We start from the raw sequence: 21,175 nt of genomic DNA on the forward strand, positions 1-21,175 counted from the left end.
CTATAATAACCTTGAACCAAAAAAGAATAAAAATCACTGCACAAGCGATTTATAAAGCGCAAGAAATTTCCTTGAATTTTTTGCTATAGAATGGTATTTCACTATCCTCCGCCTGCTTTTTCTTCCCAAAGCCCTGCACAAGATTTTGTTGTCAATCAAAAAAGAAATTTTTTCTGCAAGTTCATCAGAATTTCCTGCAGTGAAATGCAGTTCAAGCGGGGCTATTTCAGCCATTCCCTCAACCCTTGAAGCAATTACAGGCTTGCCGCAGGACATTCCCTCAAGCAACACGTAACACGCAGACTCAGAGAAGGAAGGCACCACAATCAAGTCAGCTTCATTGTATGCATGAATTAAATCTTTCTCTTTAATAAAGCCCAAAAAATTAATTGAATGCTTTTTGTTTTCTTTAATGCTTTCAATTATTTTTTTGTGGTAAGGAAGTTCTTTGTTGAGTCTGCCTCCAGCTACAGACAATTCAATGCTTTCATTCAATTGCTTTAATGCTTCAAGCAATACCTTCAATCCTTTTTTTGGTTCAATCCTTCCAACATACAGTAATCTTTTTTTGTTTTGCTTGAAAAACATTTTTTCTTTTGTTTTAATTGGCTTGAATTTGCTTGTTTCAATGCTTTGACGTACGAGCAAACAATTCTCTTTCCTGCCATAATAGTTCTTTATTAGTTCATTCAGAGTAAATTTTGAGTTGGCAATAATTTTGGCTGAATTCTTCAATAAACTTTTTTCTGCATTGAAAACAAGCGTTCTATCCAAAAACATGGAATCAATGCCAAAAACAGAAAAAGCGCCTTTCAATTGTTTCGAAGCAGGAGAAACCACATCAGTCATAACAGGAATTTTGCCTTCCTTTGCAATGTAATAGGCATCCAGCGAAGACAGCGGCGCCTCAATTAAATCACACCCTATTTTTTTTGATTTGTCATAAAAGTTTTTCGCGAATGCAAGGTTTGTTGTAATACAACTGAGTGGCCAAAAAGAACCTTTTGCACCATCAATTCTGTGAAAAAAAATTCTATTGTTGTTCTCGATATCATCACAGCAAAAAACATTCACTTCAATCTCTTTTTTCAAGGCATTGATCAATGTTTCGTAATACCTTGCAATTCCCCCTCCAAAACTATCTTGTTTCAGGGTTCTAACCAGAAACCCTATCCTCATTTTTTTGCCTCTCCTTTAATTCGCATACACAGAAGATTGTTTCAGTTAAACCAAAAAAAGAAATTATGCTGTGAAGGAATCCCTTAAAAGGGTTTTTCCTTATAATGCCGTAATCATAAACTGTAGGGAACTTAATTGATTTCACCCTGAAACCTGCGTCATTCAAAACCATAGAAATGCTTTTTGAATCAAAATGAAACAAGTGCTCTTGGGGTGAAAGCAGATACCAGTCCTTTCCTTTAAATAACCTGAAGATGCTGTTAAAATTGGGGACGTCAATTACGATTATTGAGTTCTTGTGCATAAAATTCCTTAATTTTTTTAATAATACAGAAGGCTCCTGTATGTGCTCGAAAACAGACTGCATGAATACGACATCAAACTTTTGCTTTGGCAGTTCATCTAACGAGGGATAAACCTTCAAATTAAATTTTTTTTTTGCCTTTCCCGCCATTAACCTTGAAGAATCAACGCATGTTACCTTCCAGCCTTCTTTTTTTGCATTGAAAAAGAATATGCCTATCCCGCAGCCAAAATCCAGCAATTTCCCTTTCTTAGGGAAAATTTTGTTCAGCTCGTTAATATAATACAAAGCAATCTTCGAAAACAATTCAACCCTTCCGGAATAATAATCATATTCTTCTGAACCGTAAAAACTCCTCAACTTCTGAAGCGAAGGCTGAGGGAAAGAAAAAACAAGCCCGCAACGGCTGCACTTGGCAATGCTTGTTCTGTCAAACCGCACTCCCTTAAGCCTTCTTTTGCCAAACTCATAAAAAATTTTGCTGTCAATTGAACCGCAGTAAGTGCAGCAGACCCTGTTTTCTGTTTTGTTGAAGAACTTGAATTTTAATGCCTTAAAATTTTTAAGCAGGCCAAAGTAGATGACAACAAAACAAAAATACGCCGCATCAAAGTTCCTGGGAATTTTTTTCTCTGTAATAATCTCTCTGAACTTGTCATAAGAAAGCATTATTAACTCAAACAGCATTTTCTGCAGAATAAACAAATAATCTTTTTTTGATAACTCTATTGCATTTATTTCTGTATAAAAATTATTTTTTTTAAAACACTCCCTCCAAGAAGAGTAAGTGAAATGAAGGAGGGGTGCCGAAAGAGAACCTGTTTTTCCTTCTACCTTTACTGCTTCATGAACCTTGCCTGCAAAAAAACCCTTGGTTTTTTTAAATAATCTTACGTGCCTGCTTATATAAAAAGGCCTGTTTCCAACAAAACTTTTACGCGAAATAACAAAGGCATCACTGCCAGATCTTGGCGAATTGATTGCTTCAAGTATTTCTTTCTTTAAATCATCTGAAACAACTTCATCTGCGTCAATGCTTAAAACCCATTCACTTTTTGCCTTTGAAATTCCAAAATTTTTGGAACTCGAATAATCAATAAATTCTTTAAGGAAAACCTTTGCTCCAAGGCTCTCTGCTATATGCACAGTGTCATCACAGCTGAAGCTGTCCACTAAAATAATTTCATCTGCCCAGGAAACGCTTTTAATGCAGCCAGCGATTTTTTCTTCTTCATTTTTTGTTATTATTACAGCCGATAGACTCAAAAAAATCACTTTTTTTCAGCCAAAATAATTATAACAGAACTGAACTGTTTTGCTAAAATGCAGGATAAAAGATTGCTGAAAACAAGAACCCCGTTATAAATAAAGGCTCTTAATGTTTGAAGGGAAAAAGAAGGATTATAAAGTCTTGTTTCAGCGCCAATTCCTTTCACTTTTATTATTCTAAAATTGCTGTTTTCAATCAAGGATTTAAGCTCCTTTAAAGAAAAAAAACTTATGTGGGTCGAGTGCCCAAAAGCACTACTTAAACTTAATCCTTTCCTGTAATATTGCTTGAAAAAATAATTTGGCCACCAGTCTTTATTTGGAGTTGAAATAATCAGCCGGCCGCCTTTTTTTATTATTTTTTTTGTCTCTAAAATAAATTTTTTTGGTTCAGGCAGGTGCTCTAAAAGTTCTCCGACCAAAACCAAATCAAATTTCTGGCTTAATTTTCCTGAAAAATTTTTGCTTAAATCCAGTTTTATTACATTGAAACCTTCCTTGGAAAGATTTTTTACTGCTGTCTGACTGTAGTCCACCCCATACAAATTATAAAATCCCATTTCCTTTAATTTCTTTAAAAAGACGCCATTGCCGCAACCCAAATCAATAACCCTGGCCGCCTTATTTCCGCCAGCCATAGACACCATTAAATTAACCCTAAAACTTTCTTCTGCAATCCAGTGCTTAGCCCACCACCTATCAAAAAAAATTTCATCCTTATTCACTGCATTACTCAAGCCAATCACTTAATTTAGTTTATTAAAATACCAGACAAATTTACTTACCTGCCTTTCAAGAGCGAATTTTTCTTCCGCTGTTTTTCTTGAATTCAAGCAGAAGGCAGTTCTCTTGTTCTCGTCTTCAATTAATTCGTGCATTCTCATCGTAAGCTCTTTTTGGTCTCCCTGCTTTACAACAAAACCATTCCGGTTGTTTTCAATTATTTCCCTTGTTGCCCCTGCATCAAATGCAATGCAAGGTGTCCAGCATGCCATTGCTTCTATTAACACTAACCCGAATGCTTCATTTGAAGAAGGCAGCACAAGAACAGAGGAAGTGCTCACCTCTCTTATTAATTCGCTTCTTGAAATCTGGCCTTTAAACAAAACCTTTCCTTTTAGGGAATAATCCTTAATCATCTTTTTTATTCTGAGAAAATAGTCTCTGTGTTCTTTATTGAATTCCCCTTTAGGTCCAATTACAACCAAAACCCATTCAGGATTCTTTGCATTAAATTCTTTCATTGACTCAATCAAGTAATGCAATCCCTTGTGCTCAAGGAGCCTTCCAACAAAAACAATCTTTTTTTCTTTTTTCGGAATTCTTACAGGAAATTCTTTCAAGTCAAGAGAGTGATGAATTGCAACAACCTTTTTCCTTGCCGAAGAAATTTTTCCAGTAATTTTATTCTTGATGAAGTCTGACGGCGTTATAACCAAGTCAGCTGATTCAATGCTCTTCTTGGCCAGCCAGTCAAACAAAAAGCTTTTTCCTCTAACCCAAGGATTGTGATTGAATTCATGGTAAAGCAAAGGGAGCCTCTTAACCTTTGCCAAAAGAAATGCTGCGGGAAGCACTGAACAACCACTAAAATAAACCAAATCAAAATCTCTTGTTAACGCACTAAAAAAAACAAACAGGTTGAAGATAAAACCATTAATTCTTCTTGCTGGAAATCTTACAACACGCAAATTTTTTAATTGAATTTTTTCATTTCTTTCAGTTAAAACAGAATAATAGGTTATACAGTAACCTTTCTCTGAAAGAACTTTAGCCAATTCAAAAGAGAGATACTCGATTGCCCCTCCTTTTCGGGGTGGAACACCAAGGTAAGGAGTTCCAATCATGCAAACCTTTTTCATACAACCAATCTAATTAAGGGCAAAAAAATTCTTTAAACAAACAGTTAAGGCTGCATTCTTGCCAGATCAGCTGACCTGATAAGGTATGCATTGACCTGTTCATTTCTATAAACCAGTTTACCTATCCCCCCAATCCTTGCCATGTCATCGCATCTTATAAGCAAATAATCAAAATAGATTTCTTTTGGTTTGCCATAAGAGCAGGGGACAATATAATCTGAGGCGGGATTTACTTTAATTATGTTCTCGCTTTCATTTACTACAATCAAGTTTTGCCCCAAAAATTTCTCGTTAGAAAGATACTGCCCTAACTCAACAGATGATTCACCATAATAATTGTTTGCATAATAGCTTATCCCTGTATAACCTACAAGCATAAATAAAATTAAGAAAATTAACAGAAAGCTTCTCTTGAACAAAGCAATCAAACACACACTAAAACTCAAGGTAAGCATTTCAAGTGTTGCATGAACACCTTCCTGGAACCTTATGACAAGCAAGCCGCCTGCAAGCATAATTACGGCCAGACTGTAAATTAATACATTCTTATAATTAGATTTCTCTAAAAAGAAAAACAACAATAAAATGACCAAAACAAATAAATAATAAACCAGCCTGTGATAGAATTGCCTGAAACCAAAAACAGCTATATAAGAAGAAATGAAATCTCTGATCCTGCTTGAAGGAATTATGTAAATCAAAGGGGCACTAAAATTCCTTAAGCTTTCCTCTGAAATAACTGCAACCTCCTGTTTTTTAGGCGGCTCAATCACTATTGCCTTTGCTCGAACGATCTGTTCCCCTGAAACAGGCTCTGCAGTAATTGTTCCCTCCGCCATCACAGGCTGCTCCTGCTGGAATCCAGGAATCCTTTCAGAAGAAACCTCCAGAAGATTAATTGAGGTAAGATAAGTAAAAACAAGCAATACAAACAAGCCCAAGGTAACCAAGTCAATCAAATACATCTTCTTCTTTATTACCCCAAAAAAGAAATAAAACCAGACAAAAAAACCGAACAAAATCAGGGAAAGATATAAAGTAGTGAGATTAATGTATACAAGCAATACCATAAGCAAAATTAAAAGTATCCTGGAAGAATTGCTCTTTAAATATTTCAAGTAAATGTAAAGGAAAACCATAAGCAAACCATATTTTCCAATCATTTGAGGGGCAAAATGCAAGTTCATCAAAGGGAAAAAAGCAATTAAAGCAGCAAGCAACCCTGTTCTCCTATCAGATAAAAGAGATGCAATCAAATAAATTCCAATAAAAATCAATAGAACGAAAAGCAGCTTCAAAGCAAAAAATACTTCAATAACAGAAGTGCCAAGAAGCTTTGCAATTATCGCCAAATAATAAAAGTAAACAAAACTTACATTCACATAATTCCCTGCCCCAAAATCTGAAGGTTTATATAATCCTGTCTCAAGAGCTCCCAAGTTCTGCAGATGGCCTCTTTCGTCGCCAATGGGAATCCTAAGCGTTAGAGGGATAGCAGAAGCAGCGATTACCGCAAGCAAAGCCAACCAGAAAACAGTATATTTCTCTTTTATTACTGCATTAACAGCTGAACCAAAAAATATGCCGAAGCCAATATAATAAGGCAAGGTCAAGTTAACACCCAAAGAAAAGTCCTGATTCCAGAAAGAGTGAAACAAGAGAAAAGAAGAAAGACCAATAAAAGGAAAATAATATTTTGATTTTGATTGAACAAAAAAAACGATTAAGGCAACAGCAAAAGCAAACAAACCCAAGAGCACTTTCTGCATTACCCCGCCGAAAAAAAGCAGGTCAAGGAACTGCATGACAATTGCAGCAAAAAACAATGGCAGCAAATACTTTGATGCAATCCTCCTGCCAATTGACTCCCTTAAATTATAAATCCTTGATTTTAATGACATCAAACTCCACCAGCGCTAACGCTATAATAATTATAATAATGGCAAAACCGAGGTACGGGCTGTAATCAGTTCTGACCACAAAAGAAGTGAAATAAAAGTCGTTCTTGTCTGCATCCAGCACAACCTTCACCAAATAATTCCCTGGCCTGGCATTAATTAAAGTGATTTTATGTTCTTCTCCGGATTGAACGCTCAACGATTGGTTATCAAAGAAAGGGCAGGTGGAAGGCTTGCATTCAACCAATTCCTTCAAATTATAGTAAGCGTAAATGGAAATCTTCTGGTAAGGCTCATCTGCATGCATGACCAGTTTACCGTTAGGCACTGAAACAAAAGGCTCAATGCTCACTTCAGCGCTCACAAAACAAATAAATAAAACAAGAAACAACAAGACAAAAAATTTTTTCATTGCAGGGCCCACCTCACGTAATGAATGCCCAAAAGAATCACACAAGGAAGCAGTGAAGCCTCCACAATTGTCCCCCTGTCCAAAGGAAAGCCAAGCAAGGTCTGCAAGAAGAGTGTACTAAAAGCAATGAGACCCATGCTCAGGAAAACACTCAAAGCAATTACCTCAAATATGTTCATCTTCTCAATTATAAGGCCTGCAAGAAGATAGCCTGGAAGAAAGAGGGCAGTGGCAACATAAAATAGGGGGCCGAAAAAAAGATTGAAATACAAGCTAAGGGCAGTCAGGATAATCCACAAGAAAATCCAGAAATACCTGTTGGTTTTCTTCAAGAACAGCAAAAAATTCTTGTAATTCATAATCCAGTAAAGAATATGCTTAAACTATTTAAATTATTTCTTATTTATAGAGTCAATTCTTTGATTGTACCAATCTTTGCGAATTGTACCAAAAAGCCTTTATAAATACGCAAAAGCATTATATGCAGAAAGAGGCTTTATCTCTCCTCCATTTCACCTCACATTTTTGCCCTCTTTCTTTTTCTTTTTTATCCTCTTTCTTTAAATTCTTTTTCAACTCTAAATTAATTAACCTAATCAAAGGAGGAATTAATGTGGAATGGCATTGGTGGGACATGCTAAGGCCTGTAACAGAACACGCGGAAGCCTTGGACATATATACAAGATACTTAGTTCTAATTTTTTCTTTCATAATTTTTGTAATAGCACTAAAAGCATACTTGAAGAAGAAAAACCAGAAACTGCTCTTAGTGCTAACAGCATTCACTTTATTCTTTGTGAGAGGCCTGCTGAGAGTTTTAGACTTGTACTTGAGCCCTGGAGACTTCTTCTCAAAGGCATCACAAAACGTATTCGAATTATTAATTCTATTGGCATTGGTGATGGCAATCTTCCGCAAGTAAAGGTGCTCCAATGCAATACCAAGACGAACTAGAACAATCACTGCAGCTGGAAACAAGAAAAAAATTGTATGAAGCAATAGAAGAAAACCCAGGCCTGCATTTCAGAGAGCTTCAGAGAAGGGTGAACCTTGCCACAGGCAGCCTTCAATACCATCTTGAATTCCTCCAGAAAAAACATTTAGTGAGAATAGAAAAGCAAGGAAAATTCAACAGATACTACACTGTAAGGGGAAGGCAGTTCGGAGAAGACAGCAAACTCATGTCCATCCTCAGGCAGGAAAGCATGAGAAAAATAATTGTTTTTTTGCTCCAGAAAAAAGGTGCAAACAACTCAAAAATAGCAGAAAACATAAGCCTCTCGCCCTCAACAACCTCATCCCACCTAAAAAAACTGATTGAACTGAATTTAATCCAAAAGAAAAAGAAAGGAAAAGAGAAAGTATACTACATCACAGAACCAGACAAGATAGCCTTAATGCTTGTTGAGTACAAGAAAAGCTTCCTGGACGAAATGGTGGAAGGGTTTGCAGACATCTGGCAGCAACTATAAAAACAAAAAAAGAATTTATAAACATTTTACACTAAACTTTCATATTAAAAAGAAAAATGCCCTGGTAGCTCCAGCAGCCTTTTAAGAAAAGGCTGGCGAAAAGCTATCAGGCGAAAAACAGGCAAAGTGCCCTGGTAGCTCAGTGGTAGAGCAGCCGGCTGTTATTCCAAGCCTTTTTCTTTTTAGGAAAAAGAAAAAGTCTACGGTCTGTCCAAAAAGAAAAAACTTGGAGCCGGAACCGGCAGGTCGTCGGTTCGAGTCCGACCTAGGGCGTAACACCCACGGTATAAGAGCCCCAAAAACTTTTTATATTCCAAAGGGAGGGGTTCTTGTATGGAGAACCGAATTGATATTCATAATTACAGGAAACGCTTGAATTGCGCTCTTTCTTGGATTAAGTCAAAAGCAAAGCTTACCCCTGCTAACAGGACGCTTTTATTGAAGTGGTATGAGTGTTTGGTTAATGACGGATTGACTGTGCCTAGAATGGAGAAGCTTGTTTCTCAGGTTTGCAGGATCGGGGAATGGCTTGAAAAAGACTTTGAGAAGGCAGGACAGAATGACATTGAAAGGATCGTTTCAATCATTCAGTCTAACCAAAAGTATGCTGACTGGACCAAGCACGACTACAAGGTTACCGTAAAAAAGTTTTGGAAGTGGTTAAACGGAAACAAGGAGCTGCCTGAAATAGTTAAATGGGTTTCCACTAGAATGGGAGTAAAGAACAGGATGATTCCAGAAGAACTGCTTACAGAAGAAGAGGTATTAAAATTGATTGACTGCTGTGATCATCCTCGCGACAAAGCCTTGACTGCTTTACTTTACGAGACTGGAGCCAGAATAGGGGAAATAGGTTCTATTAGATTGAAGCATTTGACTTTTAATGGCTGTGAAGGCCAGGTTGTCTTGAACGGCAAGACTGGAATGAGGAAAGTATTCATTGTTACCAGCGTTCCTTTCCTGAAGAAATGGATTGAACTGCATCCCAGAAGGAAAGACAAGGAAGCCCCGTTATTTGTTCGAATTACTTCAGGCAAAGGCCAGGCAATGACCTATGCAGGAATAAAAAAGATTTTAGGCAATGCAATGAAAAAGTCTGGAGTAAACAAAAAGTATAATCCTCACTTGTTCAGGCATTCGAGAGCCACTTATTTGGCTGGATACTTGACTGAAAGCCAATTAAATTATGTTATGGGATGGATTCAAGGAAGCGAGATGGCTGCAACCTATGTTCACTTGAACGGAAAAGAAGTGAATGATGCTCTAAGGAGAATGTATGGCTTAGGAGAAGAAAAAAAGCTAGAGGAAAGCAAGTTTATTTCAAGGAAATGCCCTATATGCAATACAATGAATGAACCCAAAGCAGAATTATGCTGTAACTGCAGTAATCCTTTAACTTACAAGGCTGCAATAAAAAAGTTCCAGAAAACAGAAGATGAAAGGTTTGAAGAAATACTCAAAGAATTGTTCTGGGAGAAATTCAGAAACCAATTCAAAAACACTGTCTCACCAGAAGAAGCAAAACAACTAATAGAAGAAGCAGAAGAAAAAGCCCGTAGGACAAGAGAAAGTGAAAGCATTGCTGGAACGTAGTGCCTAAAAGAAAACATTAAAGCAACAACATTTATCTTTCATTTTTTAGGCACTACAAAGACTTTTTTGTTGGGTGGGGTTTAAATTTATTTACTCTTATAATATAAATGTTTCTATGCTGAAAGTAAAACCTACAACAACTTTGGAAAGAATTAATTTAAGCAGACAGCAAAAGAAAATAAATCCTTTAACTCCAATTGAATTCCTTGGAACAAAAAAGCATCGCCAATGGATTTTTGGTTATAAAACTAGAAAAGGAGAGAAAATTCTTGAAGGACTGGGATTAACAAAATTGGGTTTGATTGACAAGAAAAGAGAAAAATTCAAGTTAGGCGAATTTGAGGTCTGCTTAGATAAAGTTAAAGGAATTGGTTCTTTTGTTGAAGTTGAAACGCAGGGAAATACAAAGAATTGGAAGCAGAAGAGAATGGAATGCATTGAATTACTGAAAAAAATTGGCTTAAACGAAAAATCTCTTACTAATGAATTCTTGTGTGATATTGCTACAAGAAAAGTTTAATTTATTCCAAGTGTTTTTTCAGTTTTTCTTTGAGGAAGTTTGCAAGGACAGGATTGTATGCTGTTAACAAGATTATTTCTGTTTTTTTGTCGAAAAACTTCTTGTTGAATTCAACTAAATCCAGTTTTTTTATGCTTTGAGTTTTAGAGTAAATTTCTTCAAGGCCATCCATTAAGGTTTTCTCAAAGAAAGATTGAACGACATAATTTCCGTAAATGCTGAAACTGTAAGTGTCATCGAATTCTTTGCTTACGCCAACCTTTTCCCCCAGTCTTTTAAGGTAATTAATGCAGTATTTATCCAAAGGGTATTTGTCGCTGCACACAACAATTTTTTCTGTTTTGGTGGAAGAAGAGTAATCAATTATTTTTTCTGTGTGAATCAAAGGAAACCATACATGTTTTACGTAAGAATAAAATTCTTTTTCTTGGCTCATAAAACTTAATAGCAGGTCATCCAATTCCTTTATTGAATTCAGTTTGTTCACTACTACATGAGAGTCTGAATCGCTTAAGTACAAGAGTTTTTTCAGCAAATTCTTCTCTTTGGAGTATTTTAATTCAATGTTGTTGATGAAGCTTTTAACTGAACTGATCCAAGTAGGACTTATGCGGAAATTCTTTTCGGTTTTCTCCAGAACGCCAGCTCCAAGCAATTGCAGTACAGTTTTATGCACTGCCTGATAAGTTACATTAAGGCCGTGCTCTTTCAGGATCCTGTGATGAATTTGTTTTACGGTTAAAGGGAAATCAAAAGATAAAATGTAAATAATTAGGTCTTTAGCCTTCTTGCCTTCCCCTTCAATTCTAGGCAAAACAATTTTTATAGACATAAAAAGACTTGTACATAAAAGAATTTAAAAAAGCAACTTATTAGTTGAATTCCTTTCTACTTTAATTATATTAACTGCATTTGAAGAGTATTATTTATTTGGTGGGATTTTAAAGGCTGAGATAATTGGCCTTTGAGTTATTGTCTTCCGGCGGGGTGTTTTCTTGTAATGGAAGGGGAACTAGAGGAAATTAGGGATGTATTGAATTTTTATGATTCAAGGTTTGATCGAAGCCACGCTAAAATTTATTTGTGTTTGCTTTCAGGCGAAGTAAAGACAGGAAAACAGGTTGTAGAGGAAACAGGATTATACAAGCAGACCACCTACAATTACTTGAATCAGTTAATTAAGACAGAGCTGGTTAAGAAAACTAAAAGCATTCCAGCACATTTTTTTATTGAGAACCCTTTAAGGGAATTAAACTATTTTTTGACTCAGTACCTTAAAAAGCAAACGAAATTAATTGAAGAAAAAAAAGCTGTATTAAAGGAGATAATCAATCACAAAAACAGTGAATTCAACGAGCACTGGGAAATCAAAGCAAAAGAAGACAGCATAACAATAATAGACAAAAAAGAAAACAGGGCTTTAAGCGACAAATTTGAGGCAAGACAAGTAAAAGAAACAATAGAAAAATTCATTAAATCATTACCAGAAGAAAACAAATACCTGATAGCATACGCAAGAAAAAGATAATAATTAGGGTTCTTCTATTGGATGGCCCAAACAAGGCTCCTTGAAAGTCTTTGAAACAATGTACTGGCACATGTTTTTGTCATTGTTTTTCACGGCAAAATCAAGGTAACATCTATCTTTTAGGGCTTGAGAGTTTAGAATCTCGCATTGCGAATAATTAGTAATTATTGACATTTTGTCAACACAGGTGTTTTCAAAACAACTGCAACCGTAACTCTGCCCATCGCACATTGCTCCAATCAAAGAATTAAAGACGTCACCAAAAGTAAATGAACCCTTGCCCCCGCAACCCCTACACATTTTAAGCTCACAATCAGAATCTTTATTGCAATACCTTGAGGAAGACTCTAATAAGCCCCCAGCAATAATAATTAAAACAATCAAAACAAACCCTACAACAATAACTATTTTTGCTTTTTTTTCAATCATTAATTATTATCTACTACCTATACACATAGGTTAAATTAATAAAAATATTCTTTTTTTCATTTATTTTTTTAGAAAAAATAGCTTGCATATTTTATTAGTAACTTCGTTGATTAGCGTAAGCATTTCTTTAAGTATTCTTTCTTACTTATTTTTATTGTTTCTGTTGGGGGAACTTATTGATTTTCAATAATAAATTATTAATAATGGGATTCATTTTTATTCTGTTTTTTGGATTAGGTCATGCTGTTTATTCTTTGGTTGACAATGGTTCTTTTGAAGAAGGATGTAAACCCAATAGTGAATTTAATAATTGTTTAATTGAAAATTCTGATCCTATTGATTGGTCTTATTCTAGTACTATTGATGGTTGTAGGTTTTATGTAGCAAGTGATACTAAAGGCTACATTTCATCTACAAAGTGCAATGGATTTCACACTCATGGAACTTATTGCTGGACATCTCTTCCGTATTGGAATGCCCCCGCATCATGTGAGTACTGGAGTGATTACTTTAAACTAGAAGAGGGGGGAATATTACTTTTCGACCTTAATGTGCAGGCCATGACTGATTGTAATCAATGCATTGGTCACATAGGGCTCAGTATAGGAACAATTGCTAACCAAGACATGAATACTTATTATTGCCAAAATTACGAACAAGTTTTCTATAATGAAAAAATAATTGTTGTTTTTTGGAGCAACATTAATTCTATTATTGGTTATGGGGTGCACTCAGCAAACAGGACAAGTTGTATTAACTAACTCTAATAAACAAATGCATGTTTGTTCAACCGGGGATGTTGTCTCTAATCCTGCCCTTTGCCCTACTGTGACGGCTCAGCAAACTGAAGAACCAAAAGTAGGTAATGATGGTGCATTAACTGAAACGCCTCAAAGCGAATTCAAAGTTTCCGAAGTTTTAGACGGCGATTCTATTGTTTTGGAAAATGGTAGCGAAGTGCGACTAATTGGCATCAATGCCTCTGAAGCTGGCCAGCAATGTTACAGTGAGGCAAAAAGCAAATTGGAAGAGCTTGTGAAAGGAAAAACTGTTCGCTTGGAAAAAGACATTTCAAATAAAGACCAGTATGAACGCCAATTAAGGTATGTTTATGTCGGCAACGTTTTTGTAAACAAGGAGATGGTGCGACTTGGTTATGCAACTGCTTACGAATATCCACCAGATACTAAATACTCACCACAGATAGCCCAAGCAGAGAAAGAAGCAAAGCAAAACAAGGGCTGCCTGTGGCAAACCTCTGAAGCAAATTACATTAAGGACAAGTGTATTCAAATCATGAATTTTCATTTCAATGCTTCAGGTAATGATAACTATAATTTGAATGATGAATATGTTTCCTTCAAAAATGCTTGTGCCTATCCTATTGAAATGAGTGGCTGGTCAATAAAAGATGAAGCAACTAATACATACACCTTCCCTTCTTTCATCCTTAAGCCAAATTCCATATTTACTTTATACACTGGTTCTGGAACGAATACCGAAACACAACTGTTTTGGAGGAGAAGCGGTTATGCTGTCTGGAACAATACGGGAGACACTATGTATGTGAGGAATTCAAGTGGGGGTTTAGTGCTAAATTATAGCTATGCAGGATACGATTAAATAAACTGGGCTTAAAATAAGTGTTTTGTTTCTTCTCATCTTTTTTTGCCTTCTTTTTTAAGCTTTAAATAAAGGAGTAAAATGTGCAAAAAAATGAACTCCTACTGAAAGTCTTACGCCACAATATGGTTGTTGTAATTCACGAAATGTATGAACTCAGAATAGAAGCAAAATTTAGAAACAATATATCTTAAAAACCACATATTTAAATATCTTACTATTTATATAACTATATAACAAACTACTGGGGGGTGGAATTATGAAAAATCATGAAATGCCAATGGAAGAATTTTATAAATTAGAAGATACTCCAAAAAACCGAATAATAGACAAAATAGTCAGAGCTCTCAAAAAAGAACAGAAAGCAATGAGGGTGCGACACCTTGCTCACAAAATAGGAATCCAAAACGTGGGAATGGTTAGCAACGTAGTTAAGCAACACAATGGAAAGGAAGTTCTAAAAAAACGGGTTGGCAAAGAAGCTTGGGTAGGACTAAACCCAAGCTACAAACCAAAAAAGAAATAGTATGTAAAAAGTATTGCTTCTGTGTAAAAAGTCACAAAAAAGTAAGACTATTTATACAAAGCTAATTTCCCCTAAAACTTTTTATATAACTTACTGCATTATTTTAGTATAAGGTTTGGGTGTTTGAACCATAACGCCTAATATTTTTTGTAAAAAAAGAGGGACAGACCTAGGGCGTAATAATATTAAAATTATTTTTCTTTAAGCCTTGCCTTCTTTATTATGAAGACGCCGGAATTATGTTTTACTTTAATTTCGGATTCAATTACTTCAATCCTCTTTTTGAAGAAGGGGGTATCCAATACTGTCGTCTCTATTTCTCCTCCTTCGCCTGAAGGGCTTAACTTGAATTTCTCTTGCAGTCCAACCAATTCCTTTACTGTCCATTCATCTAATTCTCTTCCCAGCCATTTCTCGTTTAAAGGGAAGGCAAAGATGCCGGAAATGATTACCTTGAAATTGTTCTCCAAAAGTTCTTCAAGCAATTGCTTCTGGCTTTTCTTCCACAAAGGATTAATGCACTTCAAATTCAATTCACTGCAAATCTTCTGGATCCTCTGAGACTGATAAACAGACTCTATTGCACCAGTAACAATTCCCTCAAGCTTAAATTTCTTTTTTGCCTTTTCAATTGCCTTCTTTAAGTCCTTTAATTCCTCTTCCTTTACACCTGCAGTCTCCTGCTTTACCAAAGGCAGCCCAATAGCTTGAGCCTGAAGTTCTGTAACCCAAATGTTTGGAGTGTGAAACATGAAGCTCTCGGGATTTCTGGATATAATTGAAATAAGGCAGACTACCATGCTCTCTTTTTCTTGCATTGCCTTGAACAAGGCATAACAGGAATCCTTTCCCCCAGAAAATAAAACCCCAACATTCATAAAAAAACCTTAGGAAGGCTTTCATTATTCAGAATGCACTTGTAGAAAGACTCATAATTCAAGGCAATCTTATCCCAAGTCAAATTCTTTAATACATGCTCTCTTGCCTTCAGACCGGCAGAAATCCTTGCTTTTTTGTCTTCAATGAATTCACTTAAAGCAGAAGCCAGCTTTCGACTGTCTGCGGCAGGAACAATGCTTGTTTCAGTGGCAGCAATTTCCTTCATTCCTCCAGCATCAGTGATAACGCAAGGCAGCGCGCAAGCCATTGCCTCAACAAAAGCAATTCCCAAAGGCTCCCAGATAGAAGGCATTACAAAAAGGTCAGCAGCATTATAGTATTGGAGAAGTTCTTCATCAAATTTTCCTGCTCCAGCAAAAATTATTTCCTTCTCTACACCCAAAGATTTTGCCTGCGCCTTCAATTCATTCAATAAATTGCCGTGCCCAATAATTATAATGGAGAAACTTCTTCCATCAGCCTTCAGTTTGCATGCAGCATCAATCAAGTAATTCAAGCCTTTCTGCTTGACAAGCCTTGCATTCGCTAGAATAATTATGTCAGAATCAATTGAATGCTTTCCCCTGATTTCAGCGACAGCCCTCTCTTTTTCTGTCTTGCTGAAAGGCCTGAAGACCTTTTCTTCAATTCCATTGTATATTACAGTAGTCCTTGCAAGGCAGTCTCTTGGAACAGTAATGTCTCTGGTGTTAAGGCTTACAGCGCTTATGCCATCACAGGAACGCATTACCTGCTTTCCCCACACGTCATCGTAAATTCCCCCAAAGAAATCTGTTGCCTTTGAAATGCCCTTAGGCCTTGCGTTATGCAAAGTCAAAGCCAATTCCTTTTTTTTTGCCTTGAGTGCAGCAAGGGTGAAAAAATAATACCAAAAGCGGTTATGCAAGTGAAATATGTCTGCTTCTGCTTTAAGCACAGCAAGAGAGGTTGTTGGAGTGAAAGTGTAAGGAGGAGGCAGGGGATAAGGCAGTTTCGCCAGGTAAAGGCTTGAAATCCTTTTTACTTTAATTCCCTCAATTAATTCCTCTTTTTTTGTGTTAGGAATCCTTGAAGTAAGAACTTGAATTTCATGGCCTCTCGCAGCAAGCCTTTTCCCTACATGAAACACAACCTTCTCTGTCCCGCCCATATAAGGATAGAATAAAGGGTCCAGCATGCACACCCTAAAAGAATCCATAACCAATCCATAAAGCGCAAAGAAAATTTAAATTTATTTAATCTCCATCCAAAAAAAGAAAAAAAAAAGAAGAAAGGTTTATTAAGAAGGAAAGACCTTAATGATAAATAAAGGTGAAATGAATGCCTTTACCGAAAAGAGGAACAACAAGAAAAAGGAATCCAAGAATAAGAGATACCTATAAAGGGCATGTTTTATTTTATATCCCAGAAACAGGAGAATTTTTTAGAGGAGTACCAGAACGCAGAGAGATAAAAGAAGTTTATAAACACGGTCTTAAAAGAAACCAATGGATATTCGACACTATGCCTGTAAAAGCATTAGCTACAAAACCCACTTCATCTTTATTCATGCATACTGCCCCAACACTTGAAAATGAAAAGGTTATTAAGTTAAGAAAAAAGAAAATACATATAGGGAAGAAAAGATAATTTCACCCACAATTTGTAATTCTATATAAGCATACATCTTATTAAGGTTGATCAGAACGTAAACTTTTTATTTATATTTGAGTATAATGTATTACGGTGATTGCATGGAAACTGTTATCGTATCACAAAAGTTTCAGATAGTCCTGCCCAAGCTTATTAGGAGGAGTTTGGGGATTGAGCCGAAAGAAAAGTTAGTTGTTATAGAGAAAAAAGGGGTAATAGAATTAATTCCAGTAGGGAAAATGAGTGAAGCCAAAGGTTTAGCCAAAGGAGTTACAACAAAAAAGCTGAGGGATGAAAGTGAACGTTTTAGTTGATTCTTTTGGATGGATTGAATATTTTGGGGAAGGAAGGTTGTCAGAAAAATACGGCCAGTACATTGAAAAAGCAAACAAATCTGAATTCTTTACCCCTTCAATTGTTCTCTTTGAAGTGTACAAGCAAATAAAGCGAATGCAGAATGAAACCAAGGCATTGGAAGCAATTGCTTACATAGTGTCTTATACAACAGTAATCATATTAGATGAAAATATTGCAATAGAAGCTGCAGAAAAAAGCATTGAAACAGGCCTCGGAATGGCTGATTCAATAATTAAAGCCACAGCAGAAAAAACAAAAGCAAAAATAATTACCTCAGACAAACACTTCAGAGGAATGAAAGAAATAATACTCGTAGAGTAATTCTACATAAGAATACATAACATAATGCTGCTGAAACAATGCTTCCGCAGGGCAATCAATGAAATGGGCGCAAATAAAAGACCTAAAACAATTCCAATTAATATAAAGTGCCGTTAATACACCTGTTTTTTTGTTTTGAGCCTGAAAATTGCTTTTCTTGCTTTTAGCCTCTTTTTTTGAATAACTCCAGTTTAAGGGATGTCGGATTCCTAAAGGAAATTGCTTTATACATAAAGATTTCCGGGTTTTCTATGCAATAACAGAGTGTTATTTTTGCTCTGTTTTGTTAACAAAAGCCTTTTAAAGCCCTAAAGCAGAATATATTACTGAATTGAATTCTATTAATTCAATTTTTCTATATATTTTTTATGGGGTGGTAAAATTTGAAGTCAGTAATAGAGGAAGCAGTAAATAAAAGCGTTGCAGTCAAAGCAGAAGACAAAATAGAGGAATTCGGCGCTCCTAAAATCATGGTGATAGGTACAGGGGGAGCAGGCTGCAATGCAGCAAACAGGCTGGCAAACATGGGCGTTTCAGGAGCCCAATTGGTTGCAGTGAACACAGACAAACAGCACTTATCAATTATTAATGATGAATTAACCAAAATCCTGATAGGGAAGAGCGTTACAAGGGGTTTAGGAGCAGGAGGATATCCAGACATTGGAGCAAAGGCAGCAGAAGTGTCAAGGCAGGCCCTAGAAGAGGTTTTAAGCGGGGTAGACATGCTTTTTCTTTCAGCTGGAATGGGGGGAGGAACAGGAACTGGAAGTGCGCCAATTATAGCACAAATAGCAAAAGAGCAGGGCGCAATAGTAATAGCAATAGTAACCTATCCTTTTGCCTTAGAGAAAGCAAGACTAATAAAAGCAGAAGAAGGAATAGAAGAACTAAGGAAAAGCACAGACACAGTGGTGGTAATAGACAACAACAGGCTAGTAGAATTGGTTCCAAACCTTCCAATACAAGACGCATTCAAGGTAGCAGACGAAGTCACAGCACGGACAGTAAGGGGCATAACAGAAACAATAACCCAGCCTTCTTTGATCAACTTGGACTTTGCTGATGTTAGGGCAGTAATGGGAAACAAAGGCCTTTCAGTAATTGCAGTAGGGGAAAGCAAGTCAGTCAACAAAGTAGATGAAGTAGTGGAAGACACTTTAAAGAATGTCCTCTTGGACGTGGACTTTACTGGAGCTTCAGGAGCCTTAATTCACATTACAGGAGGACCTGAACTGACCTTGGGCGAAGCAAACGCTGTAGGCGAAATGCTCACAGAAAGCATTGACCCTAAATCTGTAGTCATCTGGGGCGCAAGGGTTGACCCGACATTTGAAAACAAAATAGAAGTAATAAGCATTTTCACAGGAGTGCACAGCCCTTACATTAAAAGCCCAGAAGAAACCTCTGAGTCAAGAGCCATGAGCTCCAGAGCAAAAGGAAAAAGCGAACTAGGCCTAGGATACGCGTAAATCCTCCTTTCCTTTCTTTTTCTTTTTTTTTTGATTTTTTTATGAGCAAAGCTTATTAAGAGGGAAAGACTTACTATTGAATAGAGATGATAAAAAAATGCCAAAACCAGCAAGAATAAAAGTAGGAAAACCAAGACTACAAGATAATAGGAGAAAAAAGATTATTTACATTACAGAAGGAAAAGGAAAAGAATTTTTGGCAGAACTGTCCAGTCATAAAATTCCAGCATTTCATGGTTATAAACATGGGCCTTTTACTGTAGTGAATAGCTTACGCGGAAGAGAAAGAAGAACTCTTAGGGAAGATGCTCCAATAGCAAACCGCAGTGAACTCAGAGGCACAACTTTTGAAAAAGGATTTAAGGGCACGGCACAACAACTTTATGTTGGAACAAAAGAATCCAGGAAAAAAAGCCCTAAAAAATAATTTTTTGCATAGGTTTAAATAGGATTGAATTGAATTAATTTAGGATGAAGAAAATTCTCTTGCTTGCCGGGTTTTTGGCTTTAGTGATTGCAGCTGGCTGCATAAAGCAGCCCTTGAGCAGTGCAGAACTCACAAAAATCTATTTCTATAAAAGCGACGGCACCATGACAATAAAACACATATATTACGGCGAATTAAGTGCTGACAGCACTGAATGGGAGCAGAACTGCACCGAGGCCCTGCAAGGCCAGATTGATTCAATAATAGAAGACGCAAAATCAAAGAGGACTACAGCAAAAAGCGAAGAAGAATTCAAGAAACTCAACAATTCAATTGCAGCACTCGAACTAATAAAGGGAAGGATTGAATGCAGCCTGCAGAGAGACAATGCCTTGAACTTGGAAGAGAAAGCAAAAATAACAGCAACAATTGAAATGGACAAAGACTTCATAAAAAAAATAAGAGACCTGAATGCAGGGGAAACAGACTACGGCATAACAAGAGAGGAAGGGGGAGGCTTCACTGCAAGAATTCCATTAAAAGAAAACATAAGCGCAATAGACCTTTTCGCAGAAAACATCACCAAAAAAACAATTAAAATAAAAGTTGAAGGGGATGTCTCATCAATAAAGCCCGAAGGTTATACAATAGAAGATAATTATTATGTCTTCAGGAACCCGGAAAAATTCAAGGAAGAATTCATTGAATTAAATTACAAGCTTAACGCATACTATTTCCTTGTGGGCTACTTCCTTCCTGCAGCAGTGCTCATAGGATTAATGGTAATACTTATAATAGTCGCATTATCGTTCTCAGGCAAAAAAAAGGTGGGCACAACAAAAACAAAAGAGGAAATAGCAAAGCCTGTGAAAATTGAAGACGAGAGAAGGCAGATGATAGCAGAAAAAATAGAGCAAGAAAAAAAATTAAGGGAAAAAATATCAGGCGAAACAGAAAAAGAAAAGAAACCTCAAAAGCCATTGAGCCCAGAAGACCAAATGGAACAACTCAAAATAAAACTTACAGAAGTGCTAAGAAAAGAGATAGGCTCAAGCGACATAAAAATAATGTCCTTCACCAAAGTAAGGGACAATTACCTCGCAAAAGTGGAGATAGTGAACGAATTATACTTCATGGACTTGGACTCAAAGTTCAGGATAATAGACTTCAAGAAAATGTGATTAATGCATATATTTAAATTATCTGCCTCAGCCAATTAATACATAGAATATGCAATCAACTCTGCTTCTCGCATGAATGTTGCTTTGTGTACTCTATTACACAAGAATTATAAAGAAAGGTGAAAAATTAAATGGCTTTCAGAAGTTTTTCTGGCGGCGAAAGGAAAATGTACAAGGCTGTCTGCTCTGACTGCGGACAAGACTGCGAGGTTCCATTCCAGCCAACAGAAGGAAAACCTGTCTACTGCAGGGAATGCTACCAAAAGCACAGAAGATACTAATTAGTTGGAATTA

26 protein-coding genes and 1 tRNA gene are annotated in these 21,175 nt (G+C 36.5%); 16 read left to right on the top strand and 11 right to left on the bottom strand.

Going from position 1 to position 21,175, the window contains the following annotated elements; translation table 11 throughout:
• Positions 1–33 precede the first annotated feature (33 nt).
• Genes AB1467_06170 through AB1467_06200 form a run of 7 tightly spaced genes read right to left on the bottom strand, consistent with a single transcriptional unit; the run spans position 34 to position 7,283 of the window.
• Positions 34–1,179, bottom strand: coding sequence for a glycosyltransferase family 4 protein (locus AB1467_06170; protein MEW6295844.1), 1,146 nt, complete (start codon positions 1,177–1,179; stop codon positions 34–36).
• Positions 1,157–2,758, bottom strand: coding sequence for a methyltransferase domain-containing protein (locus AB1467_06175; GenBank protein ID MEW6295845.1), 1,602 nt, complete (start codon positions 2,756–2,758; stop codon positions 1,157–1,159). The genes AB1467_06170 and AB1467_06175 overlap by 23 nt, the downstream gene beginning before the upstream one ends.
• Positions 2,755–3,477, bottom strand: a complete 723-nt coding sequence (locus AB1467_06180) for a class I SAM-dependent methyltransferase (protein MEW6295846.1) — start codon at positions 3,475–3,477, stop codon at positions 2,755–2,757. The genes AB1467_06175 and AB1467_06180 overlap by 4 nt, the downstream gene beginning before the upstream one ends.
• A gap of 21 nt (positions 3,478–3,498) precedes the next feature.
• The gene (locus tag AB1467_06185; GenBank protein MEW6295847.1) at positions 3,499–4,614 is read right to left on the bottom strand and encodes a glycosyltransferase family 4 protein; all 1,116 of its coding nucleotides are present in this window, start codon (positions 4,612–4,614) and stop codon (positions 3,499–3,501) included.
• Positions 4,615–4,658: 44 nt separating this feature from the next.
• A complete protein-coding gene (locus AB1467_06190) occupies positions 4,659–6,515 on the bottom strand; it encodes a hypothetical protein (protein MEW6295848.1) in 1,857 nt (618 codons plus the stop codon).
• Complete coding sequence (locus AB1467_06195; GenBank protein ID MEW6295849.1) at positions 6,490–6,924, bottom strand: hypothetical protein; 435 nt, start codon at positions 6,922–6,924, stop codon at positions 6,490–6,492. The genes AB1467_06190 and AB1467_06195 overlap by 26 nt, the downstream gene beginning before the upstream one ends.
• Complete coding sequence (locus AB1467_06200) at positions 6,921–7,283, bottom strand: hypothetical protein (protein MEW6295850.1); 363 nt, start codon at positions 7,281–7,283, stop codon at positions 6,921–6,923. The genes AB1467_06195 and AB1467_06200 overlap by 4 nt, the downstream gene beginning before the upstream one ends.
• Positions 7,284–7,537: 254 nt before the next feature.
• On the opposite strand from AB1467_06200, the gene AB1467_06205 reads away from it, so the two are divergent.
• The 5 genes from AB1467_06205 (at position 7,538) to AB1467_06225 (ending at position 10,509) form a co-directional block, all read left to right on the top strand.
• The gene (locus tag AB1467_06205; GenBank protein MEW6295851.1) at positions 7,538–7,846 is read left to right on the top strand and encodes a hypothetical protein; all 309 of its coding nucleotides are present in this window, start codon (positions 7,538–7,540) and stop codon (positions 7,844–7,846) included.
• Positions 7,847–7,856: 10 nt separating this feature from the next.
• Positions 7,857–8,396, top strand: a complete 540-nt coding sequence (locus tag AB1467_06210; protein ID MEW6295852.1) for a winged helix-turn-helix transcriptional regulator — start codon at positions 7,857–7,859, stop codon at positions 8,394–8,396.
• 128 nt (positions 8,397–8,524) lie between these two features.
• Positions 8,525–8,669, top strand: a tRNA-Asn gene (locus AB1467_06215).
• 60 nt (positions 8,670–8,729) lie between these two features.
• Positions 8,730–9,989, top strand: coding sequence for a tyrosine-type recombinase/integrase (locus AB1467_06220; protein ID MEW6295853.1), 1,260 nt, complete (start codon positions 8,730–8,732; stop codon positions 9,987–9,989).
• Positions 9,990–10,104: 115 nt separating this feature from the next.
• The gene (locus AB1467_06225; GenBank protein ID MEW6295854.1) at positions 10,105–10,509 is read left to right on the top strand and encodes a CYTH domain-containing protein; all 405 of its coding nucleotides are present in this window, start codon (positions 10,105–10,107) and stop codon (positions 10,507–10,509) included.
• Between the two features lies 1 nt (position 10,510).
• Here AB1467_06225 and AB1467_06230 read toward each other — a convergent pair whose 3' ends face one another.
• Positions 10,511–11,341 carry a hypothetical protein gene (locus tag AB1467_06230; GenBank protein ID MEW6295855.1) on the bottom strand — a complete coding sequence of 277 codons (831 nt, stop codon included), beginning with the start codon at positions 11,339–11,341 and terminating at the stop codon, positions 10,511–10,513.
• Positions 11,342–11,509: 168 nt separating this feature from the next.
• On the opposite strand from AB1467_06230, the gene AB1467_06235 reads away from it, so the two are divergent.
• Complete coding sequence (locus AB1467_06235; protein MEW6295856.1) at positions 11,510–12,037, top strand: helix-turn-helix domain-containing protein; 528 nt, start codon at positions 11,510–11,512, stop codon at positions 12,035–12,037.
• A gap of 3 nt (positions 12,038–12,040) precedes the next feature.
• On the opposite strand, the gene AB1467_06240 is transcribed toward AB1467_06235, so the two are convergent.
• On the bottom strand, positions 12,041–12,466 hold the full coding sequence (locus AB1467_06240; GenBank protein MEW6295857.1) for a hypothetical protein: 426 nt from the start codon (positions 12,464–12,466) through the stop codon (positions 12,041–12,043).
• A gap of 203 nt (positions 12,467–12,669) precedes the next feature.
• Between AB1467_06240 and AB1467_06245 the strand changes: the two genes are divergently transcribed.
• The 3 genes from AB1467_06245 (at position 12,670) to AB1467_06255 (ending at position 14,615) form a co-directional block, all read left to right on the top strand.
• Positions 12,670–13,227 (top strand): hypothetical protein, encoded by a 558-nt coding sequence (locus AB1467_06245; GenBank protein ID MEW6295858.1) that lies wholly within the window; start codon positions 12,670–12,672, stop codon positions 13,225–13,227.
• Complete coding sequence (locus AB1467_06250; protein ID MEW6295859.1) at positions 13,187–14,089, top strand: lamin tail domain-containing protein; 903 nt, start codon at positions 13,187–13,189, stop codon at positions 14,087–14,089. Before AB1467_06245 ends, AB1467_06250 begins: the two co-directional genes overlap by 41 nt.
• Positions 14,090–14,348: 259 nt before the next feature.
• A complete protein-coding gene (locus AB1467_06255; protein ID MEW6295860.1) occupies positions 14,349–14,615 on the top strand; it encodes a hypothetical protein in 267 nt (88 codons plus the stop codon).
• A 191-nt stretch (positions 14,616–14,806) separates the two neighbouring features.
• Here AB1467_06255 and AB1467_06260 read toward each other — a convergent pair whose 3' ends face one another.
• Both AB1467_06260 and AB1467_06265 read right to left on the bottom strand, forming a co-directional pair.
• Entirely contained in the window at positions 14,807–15,493 is a 687-nt protein-coding gene (locus AB1467_06260; GenBank protein MEW6295861.1) for a diphthine--ammonia ligase, read from the bottom strand.
• A complete protein-coding gene (locus AB1467_06265; GenBank protein ID MEW6295862.1) occupies positions 15,490–16,692 on the bottom strand; it encodes a glycosyltransferase family 4 protein in 1,203 nt (400 codons plus the stop codon). The genes AB1467_06260 and AB1467_06265 overlap by 4 nt, the downstream gene beginning before the upstream one ends.
• 122 nt (positions 16,693–16,814) lie before the next feature.
• Between AB1467_06265 and AB1467_06270 the strand changes: the two genes are divergently transcribed.
• The 7 genes from AB1467_06270 to AB1467_06300 all read left to right on the top strand — a co-directional run bounded on the left by AB1467_06270 (position 16,815) and on the right by AB1467_06300 (position 21,162).
• Positions 16,815–17,123 carry a hypothetical protein gene (locus AB1467_06270; GenBank protein MEW6295863.1) on the top strand — a complete coding sequence of 103 codons (309 nt, stop codon included), beginning with the start codon at positions 16,815–16,817 and terminating at the stop codon, positions 17,121–17,123.
• Between the two features lie 104 nt (positions 17,124–17,227).
• Positions 17,228–17,440 (top strand): AbrB/MazE/SpoVT family DNA-binding domain-containing protein, encoded by a 213-nt coding sequence (locus tag AB1467_06275; GenBank protein ID MEW6295864.1) that lies wholly within the window; start codon positions 17,228–17,230, stop codon positions 17,438–17,440.
• The gene (locus AB1467_06280) at positions 17,424–17,804 is read left to right on the top strand and encodes a type II toxin-antitoxin system VapC family toxin (GenBank protein MEW6295865.1); all 381 of its coding nucleotides are present in this window, start codon (positions 17,424–17,426) and stop codon (positions 17,802–17,804) included. The genes AB1467_06275 and AB1467_06280 overlap by 17 nt, the downstream gene beginning before the upstream one ends.
• Before the next feature lie 383 nt (positions 17,805–18,187).
• A complete protein-coding gene (gene ftsZ / locus AB1467_06285) occupies positions 18,188–19,273 on the top strand; it encodes a cell division protein FtsZ (protein ID MEW6295866.1) in 1,086 nt (361 codons plus the stop codon).
• 97 nt (positions 19,274–19,370) lie between these two features.
• Positions 19,371–19,700: a hypothetical protein gene (locus tag AB1467_06290; GenBank protein MEW6295867.1), complete on the top strand. Its 330-nt coding sequence runs from the start codon at positions 19,371–19,373 to the stop codon at positions 19,698–19,700.
• 44 nt (positions 19,701–19,744) lie between these two features.
• Positions 19,745–20,881 carry a hypothetical protein gene (locus AB1467_06295; protein ID MEW6295868.1) on the top strand — a complete coding sequence of 379 codons (1,137 nt, stop codon included), beginning with the start codon at positions 19,745–19,747 and terminating at the stop codon, positions 20,879–20,881.
• Between the two features lie 131 nt (positions 20,882–21,012).
• Positions 21,013–21,162, top strand: coding sequence for a CxxC-x17-CxxC domain-containing protein (locus tag AB1467_06300; GenBank protein MEW6295869.1), 150 nt, complete (start codon positions 21,013–21,015; stop codon positions 21,160–21,162).
• Positions 21,163–21,175: the final 13 nt, after the last annotated feature.

Source organism: Candidatus Diapherotrites archaeon, assembly GCA_040755695.1.
Taxonomy (GTDB): Archaea; Iainarchaeota; Iainarchaeia; order Iainarchaeales; family 1-14-0-10-31-34; genus JBFMAK01.